The organism is Streptomyces camponoticapitis (assembly GCF_014646115.1).
Classification (GTDB): Bacteria; Actinomycetota; Actinomycetes; order Streptomycetales; family Streptomycetaceae; genus Streptomyces; species Streptomyces camponoticapitis.
The window spans coordinates 195632-210343 of record NZ_BMMV01000011.1 but is presented as its reverse complement, the minus strand read 5'-3'; the positions used below and the strand labels follow the sequence as shown (position 1 = coordinate 210343).

At 72.6% G+C, this 14712-nt stretch carries 10 protein-coding genes and 1 riboswitch; of the genes, 6 read left to right on the top strand and 4 right to left on the bottom strand.

From position 1 onward, the window contains the following. Positions 1-54: 54 nt before the first annotated feature. A complete protein-coding gene (locus tag IEY79_RS18955) occupies positions 55-1653 on the bottom strand; it encodes an ABC-F family ATP-binding cassette domain-containing protein (protein ID WP_189108703.1) in 1599 nt (532 codons plus the stop codon). 235 nt (positions 1654-1888) lie between these two features. Between IEY79_RS18955 and IEY79_RS18950 the strand changes: the two genes are divergently transcribed. Then, complete coding sequence (locus tag IEY79_RS18950) at positions 1889-2290, top strand: VOC family protein (protein ID WP_189108702.1); 402 nt, start codon at positions 1889-1891, stop codon at positions 2288-2290. Between the two features lie 78 nt (positions 2291-2368). On the opposite strand, the gene IEY79_RS18945 is transcribed toward IEY79_RS18950, so the two are convergent. The 3 genes from IEY79_RS18945 to IEY79_RS18935 all read right to left on the bottom strand — a co-directional run bounded on the left by IEY79_RS18945 (position 2369) and on the right by IEY79_RS18935 (position 5975). Continuing rightward, positions 2369-3802, bottom strand: a complete 1434-nt coding sequence (locus IEY79_RS18945) for a hypothetical protein (protein WP_373292578.1) — start codon at positions 3800-3802, stop codon at positions 2369-2371. A gap of 182 nt (positions 3803-3984) precedes the next feature. Beyond that, positions 3985-5112: an alpha/beta hydrolase gene (locus tag IEY79_RS18940; protein ID WP_189108701.1), complete on the bottom strand. Its 1128-nt coding sequence runs from the start codon at positions 5110-5112 to the stop codon at positions 3985-3987. A 95-nt stretch (positions 5113-5207) separates the two neighbouring features. Further along, the gene (locus IEY79_RS18935; protein WP_189108700.1) at positions 5208-5975 is read right to left on the bottom strand and encodes a class II aldolase/adducin family protein; all 768 of its coding nucleotides are present in this window, start codon (positions 5973-5975) and stop codon (positions 5208-5210) included. A 237-nt stretch (positions 5976-6212) separates the two neighbouring features. Here IEY79_RS18935 and IEY79_RS18930 point away from each other — a divergent pair, with 237 nt between their 5' ends. From IEY79_RS18930 to cobN, 5 genes are all read left to right on the top strand, one after another. After that, positions 6213-7481 carry an inorganic phosphate transporter gene (locus tag IEY79_RS18930; RefSeq protein ID WP_189108699.1) on the top strand — a complete coding sequence of 423 codons (1269 nt, stop codon included), beginning with the start codon at positions 6213-6215 and terminating at the stop codon, positions 7479-7481. 50 nt (positions 7482-7531) lie between these two features. Further along, a complete protein-coding gene (locus tag IEY79_RS18925; protein WP_189108698.1) occupies positions 7532-7765 on the top strand; it encodes a hypothetical protein in 234 nt (77 codons plus the stop codon). 436 nt (positions 7766-8201) lie between these two features. Beyond that, positions 8202-8277, top strand: a riboswitch (cobalamin riboswitch). 142 nt (positions 8278-8419) lie between these two features. Further along, the gene (locus IEY79_RS18920; RefSeq protein WP_189108697.1) at positions 8420-9406 is read left to right on the top strand and encodes a cobalamin biosynthesis protein; all 987 of its coding nucleotides are present in this window, start codon (positions 8420-8422) and stop codon (positions 9404-9406) included. Continuing rightward, positions 9403-10965, top strand: coding sequence for a cobyric acid synthase (locus tag IEY79_RS18915; RefSeq protein ID WP_189108696.1), 1563 nt, complete (start codon positions 9403-9405; stop codon positions 10963-10965). The genes IEY79_RS18920 and IEY79_RS18915 overlap by 4 nt, the downstream gene beginning before the upstream one ends. Further along, a complete protein-coding gene (gene cobN / locus IEY79_RS18910) occupies positions 10962-14693 on the top strand; it encodes a cobaltochelatase subunit CobN (protein ID WP_189108695.1) in 3732 nt (1243 codons plus the stop codon). The genes IEY79_RS18915 and cobN overlap by 4 nt, the downstream gene beginning before the upstream one ends. Positions 14694-14712 lie beyond the last annotated feature (19 nt).

Genomic DNA, 14712 nt, shown 5'->3' with positions numbered 1-14712 from the left:
TGGATCACCACTCAGCCGAATGATCCATACGGAGTGGATCACGCCCGTCCCGGGTCAGGCCAGCGCCACCAGATCCGCGTAGTCCGCGCCCCACAGGTCCTCGACACCGTCGGGCAGCAGGATGATCCGTTCAGGTTCGAGCGCCTGGACGGCGCCCTCGTCGTGCGTGACGAGGATGACCGCGCCCTTGTACGTGCGCAGCGCGCCGAGGATCTCCTCGCGGCTCGCCGGGTCGAGGTTGTTCGTGGGCTCGTCCAGGAGCAGCACGTTGGCCGACGAGACCACCAGGGTCGCGAGGGCGAGGCGGGTCTTCTCACCGCCGGACAGGACACCGGCCGGCTTGTCGACGTCGTCCCCGGAGAACAGGAACGAGCCGAGGGTCTTGCGGACCTCCACCAGATCCAGGTCCGGCGCGGAGGACCGCATGTTCTCCAGGACGGAGCGCTCGGGGTCGAGCGTCTCGTGCTCCTGCGCGTAGTAGCCGAGCTTGAGGCCGTGGCCCGGTGTGACCTCACCGGTGTCGGGCTTCTCCACCCCGGCGAGCAGGCGCAGCAGGGTGGTCTTCCCCGCGCCGTTGAGGCCCAGGATGACGACGCGCGAGCCCTTGTCGATGGCCAGGTCGACGTCGGTGAAGATCTCCAGCGAGCCGTACGACTTCGACAGGCCCTCGGCCGTCAGCGGCGTCTTGCCGCACGGCGCCGGGTCGGGGAAGCGCAGCTTGGCGACCTTGTCCGACTGGCGTACGGCCTCCAGGCCCGACAGCAGGCGCTCGGCGCGGCGCGCCATGTTCTGCGCGGCGACGGTCTTGGTGGCCTTGGCGCGCATCTTGTCGGCCTGCGAGTTGAGTGTGGCGGCCTTCTTCTCCGCGTTGGCCCGCTCACGCTTGCGGCGCTTCTCGTCGGACTCGCGCTGCTGCTGGTAGAGCTTCCAGCCCATGTTGTAGACGTCGATCTGGGAGCGGTTGGCGTCCAGGTAGAAGACCTTGTTGACGACCGTCTCGACGAGGTCGACGTCGTGGGAGATGACGATGAAGCCGCCGCGGTACGTCTTCAGATAGTCCCGCAGCCAGACGATGGAGTCGGCGTCGAGGTGGTTCGTCGGCTCGTCGAGGAGCAGGGTGTCGGCGTCGGAGAAGAGGATGCGCGCGAGCTCGACGCGGCGGCGCTGACCGCCGGAGAGCGTGTGGAGGGGCTGGCCGAGGACCCGGTCGGGCAGGCCGAGCGCGGCGGCGATGGTGGCGGCCTCGGACTCGGCGGCGTAACCGCCCTTGGTCAGGAACTCCGTCTCCAGGCGCTCGTACTTCTTCATCGCCTTCTCGCGGGTGGCGCCCTTGCCGTTCGCCATCCGGTCCTCGTTCTCGCGCATCTTCTTCAGGACGGAGTCGAGGTCCCGGGCCGAGAGGATGCGGTCGCGCGCGAGGGTGTCGAGATCGCCGGTGCGGGGGTCCTGCGGCAGATAGCCGACCTCGCCGGAGCGGGTGATGGTGCCGGCGGCGGGGATGCCCTCACCCGCGAGGCACTTGGTGAGGGTGGTCTTGCCGGCTCCGTTGCGGCCGACGAGGCCGATGCGGTCGCCCTTGGCGATACGGAACGAGGCTGACTCGATGAGGACGCGGGCGCCGGCGCGCAACTCGACACCGGTGGCGGTGATCACGGAAAAACTCCAAGGCGGGTATGGACGGCGGAAGGGCGGGCGGAGGGGATTCTTCGACGCCGGCTAATGCACAAGGAGAAATGCCATGGGGCCGAGTCTACCGGGGCCGCACAACTGGTTTACGCCCCATGGGGTCCCCCGGGGGCACGCGGCCGGGCTGCGTTGTCGGTGGCCGGTGCCAGACTGGAGGAACTGAGACACAGGTCACAGCCGAGCTTGGAGAAGGGTGATCAGCATGGCCGGTGCGCCGAGTATCTGTCCGACGCTCGTCTACGAGGACGCGAAGGCGGCCATCAGGACGCTCAAGGATGCCTTCGGCTTCACGGAGGTGAGTGTGTACGAGGGTGAGGACGGCAGCGTCCTCCATGCCGAACTGGCCCATGGGAACGGCATGGTGATGCTGGGGTCCAGGAAGAGCGAGGGCCTCTTCGCCGAGGCGATGGCGGGCGGCGGGCCCGCCGGGATCTATGTGGTCGTCGAGGACGTCGACGCGCACCACGCGCGCGCCGCCGGGCAGGGCGTGGAGATCCTGATGCCGCCCACGGACCAGGACTACGGCTCCCGGGACTACATGGCGCGCGACGCGGAGGGCAATGTGTGGAGCTTCGGGACGTACGCACCGGGCGCCGGCAGCTGAGCCTCCGGCTCCGGGCGCGAAGGGCCGGGCGGTGGACGCTCCGGTGCGTGGTGGATCGGTGCGTGGCTCGCCAGCCGGTCAGGCGCCTCCCGTGTGGACCTGGAACGCCGCCCGGCGTACGGCCTTGGCGAGCGCCGGGTCCGGGTGCGCGGCCGCCAGTGCGACCAGCACCTGCACGGTGCGCGGATGGCCGACGGCCCTGACCTCGTCGAGCAGGGCGGGGACGGTGCCCTGGACGGCCGAGTCGAGGTGGCGGACCAGCAGCGCGGTCTCGCCGTGGTCGGCGACGGCGGCGGCGGTGTCGACCCAGAGCCAGGTCGACTCCTCACGGGTGAGGACGTCCGGTGCGTCCTCGGGGTCCACGCCCTCGTACTCCGCGAGCCAGAGCAACGCGTAGGGGCGCAGGGAGGGTTCGGCCGACGCGGTGCGGACCTCCGGCTCGGCGGGGGCGCCGACGACGCGCAGCGCCTCGAAGGCGAGTCCGCGCAGGAGCGCGTCCTCGCCGCGTGCCACGGCGATGAGTTCGGTGACCGCGCTGCCGACGGTGCGGGCGGCGAGCCAGGCGCGGTATTCGGCGCGGGCCGGTCCGGGGGTGAGCCGGGCGCAGCCGCGCAGCATGTTCTCGGCGGACTGCTCGATGTTGCCCGCCGGGCTCTGCGCCGCGACGCAGATCTGCTCAAGCTTGACCCAGACCGCCCAGTTGCCGAGCGGGGTGAGGGTCGCCTGGCCCTCACCGAGGGTCAGTGCGCCGACGGCGGCCAGCCCCTCCAGCGCCCAGTCGAGAAGCCGCGGCAGCGGGACGGTCGTGGCGGCGGCCGGCGCGGCCTCGGAGCCGGGCTCCGGCGCGGAGGCGGTCGGCGCCGGGGGGCGGGACGAGGTCGTGGGGTCGTACGGCACCTCGCAGCGCTCGTCGCGCAGTTCCGCCACGCGCTGCTGGAGCAGGTCGAGAAGGGCCGGTACGAGCACGGGGCCGGCCGAGAGCTGGAGGAGGGAGAGCACCTGGGGGACGGCTTCCACGACCTCGGCGACCGTCGTCGGGGCGAGGTCGTCCGGGGCCGCGTGGACGAGCGACCAGGCGTCGAAGAGCGCGACCCAGCCGCGCAGGACGGCGGAGTCGTCACGGTCCCAGGCGCGCAGGCGCCAGCCGGGGCGCGCGGTGCCGCCGTGCAGTTCGACGAGCCCGGCGAGCCTGGCGCGGTCCCAGCCCGCGCTCACCTGGTCCGGCGTCAACTCCAGGGCGGCGGCTGCCCGTTCACGGGCCTTCGGAGCGAGCGGGCCCGCTCCGGGGTCCCGGTCGGCCGCGGCCCAGCGGGCGATCCGGACGGCGTCGGCGAGGACGGCCCGCGCCTGACGGGCCAGCTCCGCGGGCGGCGGTGTGCCCTCCGGCGGACGGGGCGCCGGACGTGTTCGCCCGGTGGTCACGGCCCGGCGGGCCGTGGTCAGGGCCCGGGGACGGACCAGTCGGAGTCTGGAGTTGCGCGCCAATTGCTCATCAGGCTTTCGGGACGTCACGGGAGCAGTCTTCCCGCTGATTGCCCGAAAGCCCAAACGGAACCTCCCGCCGGGGCCTTTGCCCGCCGGTCACAGGCCCGGGAAGACACCGGAGCGGAGGGTGGTCGAGGGCCGCCCTGGCGGCCGTCGGTGGCGGTACCGCGCCAAGATGGCGCGCGGGGGTGAGCCAGGGTGACGCGGGGTTACATGAGGGGGGTGAGGAAGCGGCGGAGCGTCTCCTCGTAACCGGTGGGGTCCGCGTTCCACATGGCGCCGTGCGGGGCGTCCGAGACCGTGTGCAGGGTGACCAGGTCGGTGCGGCGGGCGGCCAGTTCACGGGAGGGGTACCAGGGGGCCAGGCCGTCGTCGGGGCCGTGGATGATCAGCGTGGGGACGTCGAGCTTCCCCGGATCGGCGACCACGGGCAGCCGGCCGCCGCGCAGTCCCGTCCGGCCCTGTGCCGCGCGGACGGCGAGGGGCAGCAGCGGGCCGGGGGTGCGGCGGGCTGTGGCCAGGGCGCGCAGGGTGGCCTCCCAGTCGAGCACGGGGCTGTCCAGGACGAGTCCCTTGATCCGGTCCCGCTGTCCGGACTTCCCGGCGGTGTGCAGGGCCATCGTGGCCCCGACGGACCAGCCGTACAGGATGACGTGCTCGGCGCCGCCCCGCACGGCGAACCGGATCGCGGCGTCGAGGTCGCGCCACTCGGAGTCGCCGAGGTGCCCGAGGCCGTCCGGGGAACGCGGGGCGCCCGGGTCGCCCCGGTAGAACAGGTTCAGCACCGGGAGATGCTGATCCACCAGGAACTCCATGACGTTCATCGGGTGCTCGGGGGTCGCGCCGAGGCCGTGCGCGGTGATCACCCAGGTCTCGCGGCTGCCGGGCACGAACCACCCGGGCAGTGTGCCGAGTTCACCCGGGATCTCCACCCGGTCGTATTCGAGGCCGAGCGCGCTGCCGGGGTCGCCCTGGTGGATCTGGGGGGTGAGCCGGACACGGCTGCCGGCGCCGAGGGTGCCGCGGCCGACGCGCTCCAGCCGGCGGACGACGGTGTCGGCGGGGTGCGGTACGTCGTCGATGACCGGTCCGACGACCGCCTGGATGTCCGGGGACTCCAGCCCGTAGGTGCCGGGGCGCAGGGAGGCCAGGCAGCGCGTGAGGGTCACCCGGCCGGCGGCCGTGGCGTGCACGGTGAGCCGTGGATCGCCCGGCAGTGGCCGTCCGGGAGGCGCCTTGAGCGCGGCGTCGCTGGCGTACCGGCCGACCGCGACAGCGGCCGTACCGACACCGATCACTGTGGTGACGGCCGCTGCCGTCGCTCTCGCCGGGCGCATTTTCCCAGTGTCGGTACGGACGGCCGGTACGGCCAGCGGAGCAGGCGTCCGGGGTGACGCGCCAGACGCCGCCCGGGGCCGCCCGGCGTGCGCGGTCAGCCCGGCTGGCCGTAACCCTTGAGCCGCTGCTCGACGTCCCGCACCTGCTGCCGGGAGAGCAGGGTGGGGGCGTGGCCGGGGACGGAGCTCGCGGTGAGCCAGAGGCGGCACATCCACTCCAGCTGGGCCGTACGGTCGTAGGCCTTGTCCAGGGTGGCGGCGTGCGTGACGGTGCCGTGGTTCTGGAGCAGACAGCCCGTGCGGCCGCGCAGCGCGCGCACCATGTTCTCGGCCAGGGCGTCCGTGCCGTACATCGCGTAGGGGGCGACCCGGACCGGACCGCCGAAGTCCGCCGCCATGTAGTGGATCAGCGGGAGTTCGGGCACGAGGGTGGAGACGGCGGTGGCGTGGACGGCGTGGGTGTGGACCACGGCGCCGGCGTCCGCGTTCCGGTAGACCTCCAGATGCATCGGCAGCTCGCTGGTGGGCTTGAGACGGCCGATCACCTGGCGGCCGTCCAGATCCACCGCGACGGTGTCCTCGGGCGTCAGCCGGTCGTACGGCACCCCGCTGGGTGTGACGAGGACCAGATCTCCGACCCGTACGGACACATTGCCCGAGGTGCCGACGACCAGTCCGTCCGCCGCGCTGCGGCGGGCGGTGGCGACGAGGTCCCGCCATGCCCGTTCGATCGCCTGCTCCCGGGCCGCCCGGTGGCCGGCTTCGCGCACGTCCCTGTCCGTGTCTCTGCCCGTGTCCTCGTGCGTGTCCTGGCGCTCGTGTTCGTCTCCGTGGCGCTCGTGCCCGTCTCCGGTTTCCGTCATGCGGCGATCCTGCCAGGTGGCCGAACCGGGGTCGCGCGGGTCCACGGGGGCCACCTTCGGGTGAATCTCAGCAAGGCGCCGACCCCGCCGGGAGGCCGCCGCTCGGCGTCCGGATGGAGCGTCGGGCGAATACCCCCCGGTGAGAGTCACCGCAAAGCCTGCCCCAGTTCATCTTCCGTTCATTCAACGTACCTACGTTCCTGAACGGCCGATGACGTCAAGGGATTGCCAGGGTTAATGGAACACCTCACGCTGCTGCTAGCGATCGTGATCGTGACGGCGCTCGTGTTCGACTTCACGAACGGTTTCCACGACACCGCCAACGCGATGGCGACGACCATCTCGACCGGCGCACTGAAACCCAAGACGGCGGTCGCGATGTCCGCCGTGCTCAACCTCGTCGGCGCGTTCCTGTCGGTCGAGGTCGCCAAGACCATCTCCGGCGGGCTCATCAACGAGCAGGGCATCAGAACAGAAGTGATCTTCGCGGCGCTCGTCGGCGCCATCCTGTGGAACTTGTTCACCTGGCTGCTCGGCCTTCCGTCGAGCTCCTCCCACGCTCTCTTCGGCGGTCTCATCGGCGCCACGCTGATGTCCGTCGGCACCTCGGGTGTCAACGGCGGGGTCGTCGTCACCAAGGTCCTGCTCCCGGCGCTCGCCGCGCCCCTGGTCGCCGGTCTGGCCGCGATGCTCGCCACCCGGCTGACGTACCGCATCGGCCGTAACACGGACGAGAAGGCCACCGCGAAGGGCTACCGCGCGGGACAGATCGCGTCGGCCGGCCTCGTGTCCCTCGCCCACGGCACCAACGACGCGCAGAAGACGATGGGTGTCATCACCCTGGCGCTGGTCACCGGCGGCGTCCTCGCCCCCGGCTCCAACCCTCCGCTGTGGGTGATCGTCTCCGCCGGTGTCGCGATCGCGCTGGGCACCTATCTCGGCGGCTGGCGCATCATCCGCACCATGGGCAAGGGCCTCACCGACCTCCGCCCGCAGCAGGGCTTCGCCGCCCAGACCAGCGCGGCGACCGTCATCCTCGCCTCCTCCCACCTGGGCTTCTCGCTCTCCACCACACAGTCCTGCTCCGGCGCGGTGATGGGCGCCGGCCTCGGCCGCAAGGGCGGAGTCGTCCGCTGGTCGACCGCCACCCGGATGTTCATCGCCTGGGGGCTGACCCTGCCGGCCGCCGGTCTGGTCGCGGCGGGCGCCGAATTCCTGACCGGGCAGGGCCCGTGGGGCATCGCGGCCACGGCCGCGCTGCTCGTCCTGCTCTCGGCGGTCATCTGGTTCGCGTCGCGGCGCCAGCCGGTCGACCACACCAATGTCAACGGCGCGGACGAGTCCGCCGACGCCGACGGGCCCGCGGGCATCGTGGCCGCGGCCGTCGCCGCCGTCACCCCGCCCCCGGTGACCGGCCCGGCGTCGGAGATCGCCGCCACCATCCCGGCCCCGGGGACGGGCACCTCGGACCCGACCACCGAACCGGCCCGGCCCGCGGCCGTCTGACATCAGCGGCCCGACACCGAGGGCCTGACGAAGCGAAGGACTCTTTCAGCATGAACATCGACTGGGCGGCGCTCGGCTCCGTCTTCGGCGTCAGTCTCGTGACCACCGTCGCCCTGGTGGGCCTGTTCACCCTGGGCATCGTCGGGCTCTCGAAGAGCGCGCCACCCGCGGGGGCCGGCACCACGGGCACCGGCTCCGTCGCCGTCGCCCGCACCGGCGCGTACGTCTGCTTCGGTCTGTGCCTGGCGGCCGTGTCGTACGGGATCTACATGATCGTCGCCTGACCGGACCCCGGCCGGACCCCGGCCGGACATGGTGGAGGGGGTGGCCCGTACGTCACGGGCCACCCCCTCCACCGCGTTCGCGCGTCAGCGCGGTTCGCGCACCGCCCGGTACACCTCGTCGGTCGCCGCGTGCGTGTGGGCGAACGCCCGCGCGCCGGAGCCGGCGACGGCGATCCGGCCGTGCGACCGCCTCGCGAGCACGTAGGGGCGCCTCTCCTCCGGCTCGAACAGCGACGGGTCGTCCAGGGAGTTGTACTCGTACGTGTAACCGTGCGCCCACCGGCCGTCGCGTTCGACGCTGCGGATTCCTGATTGATCGCGTTGTCTCCCGCCCCCGCCGTGTGGGCCTCAGCACACTGCCCCGCCGCAGGTCAAAGCCTGGTTGACGGGAATTCGCACGCGTGGTGGACTGCCGAGGCCAATACGGCGACAGCGAGAGGAAGCCGGTGCGAATCCGGCGCGGTCCCGCCACTGTGACCGGGGACAGCCATGTCCCCGGGAGCCAGGAACTCTTGTCGCCGCATCACGTCGAACCAGGGCGCGGACCCTGAGTGAGGACAAGTCGCCATGCCCGGCTGCGGTTCAGCTGTCGCGTTCAGACCTTCGAGTACGAGAACCCCGAGAGCGTCCCGAGGCGTATCGGCGGGCTGAGCGATGCGTGCCGAGTATTCGGCGGGCCGCGAAGTACCGGCCCAGGGAAGCGTTTTCGCGTACGGCGCCACCGCCGGTCTCCTCGCCGACCGGCTCTTCGGCGATCCCCGGCGCGGCCATCCGGTCGCCGCTTTCGGGCGGGCCGCGGGCGCCGTTGAGCGCCTGCTGTGGCATGACCACCGGGGCTGGGGCGCGCTGCACGCCGTCGTGTGCGCGGGGGGTACGGCCGGGGCGGCCGCCCTCGTGGCGCGTGGGCTGCGGCGCCGTACGGCCGCCTCGGTGGCCCTGACCGCCGCCGTCACCTGGACCGTGGTGGGCGGTACGTCGCTGGGGCGCGAGGCCCGCGCCGTCGGCGGGGCGCTGGCGGCCGGGGACGTCGAGGTGGCGCGGGAGCGGCTGCCGCGTCTGTGCGGGCGGGACCCGCAGGAACTGGACGAGCGGCAGATCGCCCGCGCCGTCGTGGAGTCCGTCGCCGAGAACACCTCGGACGCCGTCGTGGGAGCCCTGGTCTGGGGCGCGTTGGGCGGGGTGCCCGGACTGGTCGCGTTCCGCGCCGTCAACACCCTGGACGCCATGGTCGGCCACCGGTCGCCGCGCCATCTGCGCTTCGGCTGGGCGTCGGCGCGGCTGGACGACGCGGCCGGCTGGCCGGGCGCCCGGCTGACGGCGGCGCTGGCGGCGGTGGCGGGCGGCGAGCCCGCGCGGGCGCTGCGGGCGGTGCGGCGCGACGCGGGCCGTCATCCGAGCCCCAACGCGGGCCCCGTGGAAGCCGCGTTCGCGGGCGCCCTGGGTGTACGGCTCGGGGGCACCCTCGCGTACGGCGGGCGGGTCGAGCACCGGCCGGTGCTGAACGGCGGTGGGCGGCCGGTCGAGGTGGCCGACATCGAGCGGGCGGTCGGACTGTCGCGCCGGGTGGGTGTGCTGGCGCTCGGGGTCTGCGTGGCGGGGCGGCTGCTGGCCGGCCATCTCCTGAGGAGGAGGGGCCGATGAGCCGCGAAGGGAGACGCGGGGGCGGTCTGCTCGTCGCCGGGACGACGTCCGACGCCGGGAAGAGCGTCGTCACGGCCGGTATCTGTCGCTGGCTCGTCCGCCGGGGCATGAAGGTGGCGCCCTTCAAGGGGCAGAACATGTCGCTGAACTCGTTCGTGACGCGCGAGGGCGCCGAGATCGGCCGGGCACAGGCGATGCAGGCACAGGCGGCGCGCGTCGAGCCGACGGCGCTGATGAACCCCGTCCTGCTCAAGCCGGGCAGCGACCGCAGCAGTCAAGTCGTCCTGATGGGGCGGCCGGTGGGCGAGCTGAGCGCCCGCGGCTACCACGGCGACGGCGCGGGGCCCGGCCGCCAGGAGACCCTGCTGGGCACCGTCGTGGAGTGTCTGGAGGAGCTGCGGCGTACGTACGACGCGGTGATCTGCGAGGGCGCGGGCAGTCCGGCGGAGATCAATCTGCGGCGTACCGACATCGTGAACATGGGCGTCGCGCGGGCGGCCCGGCTGCCGGTCGTCGTGGTCGGCGACATCGACAGGGGCGGTGTCTTCGCCTCCTTCTTCGGTACGACGGCGCTGCTGAGCCCCGGGGACCAGGCACTGGTCGCGGGCTATCTCGTCAACAAGTTCCGGGGCGACGTGTCGTTGCTGGAGCCGGGGCTGGAGATGCTGCGCGGGCTGACCGGCCGTGCCACGTACGGTGTGCTGCCCTTCCGGCACGGTCTGGGCATCGACGAGGAGGACGGGCTGCGGGTCTCGCTGCGCGGCGCCGTACGCGAGTCGGTGGTGGCCCCTCCGTACGGAGAGGACGTCCTGCGGGTCGCCGTCTGCGCGGTGCCGCTGATGTCCAACTTCACGGACGTGGACGCGCTGGCGGCCGAACCGGGCGTGGTGGTGCGGTTCGTGGACCGGGCCGACGAGATCACGGACGCGGACCTGGTGATCGTCCCCGGTACGCGCGGCACGGTGCGCGCGCTGGCCTGGCTGCGCGAGCGCGGTCTCGCCGACGCGCTGCTGCGGCGAGCCGCCGAAGGGCGCCCCGTGCTCGGTGTCTGCGGCGGTTACCAGCTTCTCGGCGAGCACATCGAGGACGACGTGGAGTCCCGCGCGGGCTCGGTCGACGGGCTCGGACTGCTGCCTGTCCGCGTGAAGTTCGCCCGCGAGAAGACCCTGGCCCGGCCGGTCGGCGAGGCCCTGGGCGAGCACGTCGAGGGCTACGAGATCCACCACGGCGTCGCCTCCGTAGAAGGCGGCGATCCGTTCCTCGTCGACGGCGCCGGCCGCCGTCTGGACGGATGCCGTTCGGGCCAGGTGTGGGGCACGCACTGGCACGGCTCGCTGGAGAGCGACGGCTTCAGGCGCGCCTTCCTTCGCGAGGTCGCCGGCGCGGCCGGGCGGCGCTTCGTACCCGCCCCGGACACCTCGTTCGCCGCCCTGCGCGAGGAGCAACTCGACCTTCTCGGCGACCTGATCGAAGAACACGCGGACACGGACGCGCTGCTGCGGCTGATCGAGTCGGGCGCCCCGTCAGGACTTCCCTTCATCGCACCTGGAGCGCCATGACCACCGTGAGCAACGCGACCACCGTGAGCGACGGGAGCGGTGGGCGGGGCAACACCGTCCTGCTGCTGTCCACCGCCGACACCGATCTGCTGGCCGCCCGCGCCTCCGGGGCGCCGTACCTCATCGGCAACCCGACCCGGGTCGACGCCGCCGACGACCTGCCCGCGCTGATCGCCGGGGCCCGGATCGCCGTCGTGCGTCTCCTCGGCGGCAAACGCGCCTGGGAGGACGGGCTCGCCGCGCTCGCCGCGTCCGGCATACCGACCGTGCTGCTGGGCGGGGAGTCCGTTCCGGACGCGGAGCTGATGGCCGACTCGTCGGTGCCCGCCGGTGTGGTGGCCGAGGCGCTGCGCTACCTGGTCGAGGGCGGGCCGGAGAATCTGGCGGAGTTGGCACGGTTCCTCTCCGACACCGTGCTGCTGACCGGGGAGGGGTTCGAGGCGCCGCGCCCGATGCCCGAGTGGGGTGTGCACGGTGAGCGCTCCTTCGTGGAAGGGCGGCCGACCGTCGGGGTGCTCTTCTACCGCGCACACCAGCTCTCCGGGAACACCTCCTTCGTGGACGTGCTCTGCGACCGCGTCGAGGAGCGGGGCGCCAACGCCCTGCCGGTGTACTGCGGTTCACTGCGCGGCGCCGATCCCGCCCTCTACGAACGGCTCGGCGCGGCGGACGCGCTGATCGCGACCGTGCTCGCGGCCGGCGGCACCGTCGCCTCGGACGCGTCGGCCGGCGGGGACGACGAGGCCTGGGACATCGGGGCACTGGCCGACCTCGACGTGCCCGTCCTGCAAGGGCTCTGTCTGACGTCGTCACGGGCCGCCTGGGACGCGTCGGACGCCGCCCTGTCCCCCATGGACGCGGCGATGCAGGTCGCGATCCCGGAGTTCGACGGGCGGCTGATCACGGTCCCGTTCTCCTTCAAGGAGCAGGGCCCGGACGGGGTCCCGGTGTACGTCGCGGACCCCGAGCGGGCCGGCCGGGTCGCCGGGATCGCGGTGCGTCACGCCCGGCTGGCGCACATGCCGAACGCGGAGAAGAAGCTGGCGGTGGTCTTCACCGCGTATCCGACGAAGCACTCACGCGTCGGCAACGCGGTCGGTCTCGACACCCCGGCGTCGGCGGTGCGGGTGCTGGACGCCCTGCGCGACGCCGGTTACCGGGTGGGGGACGGCGCGGACGCGCACCCCGACAACGGTGACGAGCTGATCCACCGGCTCATCAGCGCCGGTGGCCACGACGTGGAGTGGCTGACGGAGGAGCAGCTGGCCGTCGCGCCCGCGCGGGTGCCGCTGGCCGACTACCGCGCCTGGTTCGACACGCTGGAGCCGGAGCTCCGCGCGGGCATGCTGGAGCACTGGGGCGAGCCGCCGGGCTCGCTGTACGTGGACGGCGAGGACATCGTGCTCGCGTCGCTCCGGTTCGGGAACGTTGTGGTGATGATCCAGCCGCCTCGCGGCTTCGGCGAGAACCCCATCGCGATCTACCACGACCCGGACATGCCGCCGTCGCACCACTACATGGCGGCGTACCGGTGGCTGGAGACGGCGGCCGACCGGAACGGCTTCGGCGCGGACGCGGTCGTCCACATGGGCAAGCACGGCACGATGGAGTGGCTGCCCGGCAAGGGCCTCGGTCTGTCGGCGGGCTGCGGCCCGGACGCGGTGCTCGGTGAACTGCCGCTGATCTACCCGTTCATCGTCAACGACCCCGGCGAGGGCACCCAGGCCAAGCGGCGCGGCCACGCCACGGTCGTGGACCATCTGGTGCCGCCGATGGCACGGGCCGACACCTACGGGGACCTGGCCAAGCTGGAGCAACTGCTCGACGAGTACGCGCTGGTCAGCGATCTCGACCCGACGAAGGCCCCGGCCGTGCGCGCCCAGATCTGGACGCTCGTCAAGGCCGCCGAGCTGCACCATGACCTGCATGTCGACGAGCAGCCGGACGAGGACGACTTCGACTCGTTCGTCATGCATGTCGACGGCTATCTCTGCGAGATCAAGGACGTCCAGATCAGGGACGGTCTGCACATCCTCGGCGGCGGCCCCGAGGGCGAGGCACGGGTCAACCTGGTGCTCGCCGTGCTGCGGGCCTCGCAGGTGTGGGGCGGCGAGGCGAACGCCCTGCCGGGCCTGCGGGCGGCCCTCGCGGAGCACTTCGGGCTGGTCGAGAAGGAGTTGCTGGGCGAGCCGGGGGCGCCGGTGAAGGTGCCGGCCGAACTGACGGATCTGGTGGCGGGTCCCGCGCGGTCGGCGGCGGACGCGATCGATCTGCTGGAGCAGCTCTGCCGGCGGCTCGCGGAGGGCATGGAGGAGCGGGGCTGGGAGCTGACGGCGGCGGCGCCGCTGGTCGGTGAGGTCCTGGGGCACGAACTGGCGTCCGCGGTGGCCGTGCTGGGCTTCGCCTCCACCGAGGTGGTGCCGAGGCTGGCCCGTACGACGGACGAGATCTCCAACATCCTGCGCGCCCTGGACGGCGGTTTCGTCCCCGCGGGCCCCTCCGGGTCTCCGACGCGCGGGCTCGTCAACGTCCTGCCGACGGGCCGCAACTTCTACTCCGTCGACCCCAAGGCCATTCCGTCGCGGCTTTCGTGGGAGGTGGGCCAGGCGCTGGCCGACTCGCTGATCGCGCGCTATCTGGCCGACACGGGCGCCTATCCGGCGTCGGTGGGGCTGACCGTCTGGGGCACGTCCGCGATGCGCACCCAGGGCGACGACATCGCCGAGATCCTGGCGCTGCTGGGCTGCCGGCCGGTGTGGGAGGACGCGTCGCGGCGGGTCACCGGTTTCGAGATCGTGCCCGCCGCGGAGCTGGGGCGGCCCCGGATCGATGTGACGGTGCGGATCTCGGGCTTCTTCCGGGACGCCTTCCCGCATGTGGTGGGGCTGATCGACGACGCGGTACGCGCGGTGGCGGAGCTGGACGAGCCGGCCGAGGCCAACTACGTACGGGCGCACGCCGATCAGGACACGGCGGAGCACGGCGACCGCCGGCGTGCGACGGCGCGGATCTTCGGGTCGAAGCCGGGTGCGTACGGGGCGGGTCTGCTGCCGCTGATCGACGCGCGGAACTGGCAGTCGGACGCGGACCTCGCCGAGGTGTACGCGGTGTGGGGCGGTTACGCGTACGGGCGCGGGCTCGACGGGCGCGCGGCGCGCGGCGACATGGAGACCGCGTTCCGGCGGATCAAGGTGGCTGCGAAGAATGTCGACACGCGGGAGCACGATCTGGTCGACGCCGACGACTACTTCCAGTACCACGGCGGCATGGTCGCGATGGTGCGGCATCTGACGGGTGAGTCGCCCGAGGCGTATGTGGGTGACAGCGCGACGCCGGACCAGATCAAGACACGGACGCTGGGCGAGGAGACGCACCGGGTCTTCCGGGCGCGGGTGGTCAACCCCCGCTGGATGGCGGCGATGCGGCGGCACGGCTACAAGGGCGCTTTCGAGATGGCCGCGACCGTGGACTACCTGTTCGGGTACGACGCGACGGCGGGCGTCGTGGACGACTGGATGTACGAGAAGTTGTCGGCCGAGTACGTCTTCGCGCCGGAGAACCAGGAGTTCATGCGGCAGTCCAACCCGTGGGCGCTGAGGGGCATCACGGAGCGGCTGCTGGAGGCCGCCGAGCGGGGGCTGTGGGCGGAACCGGACGAGCGGACGCTGGAGCGGCTGCGCGCGGCGTATCTGGAGCTGGAGGGCGATCTGGAGGGGGGCGGCGAGTGAGCACGGAGCCGCGCGGGGC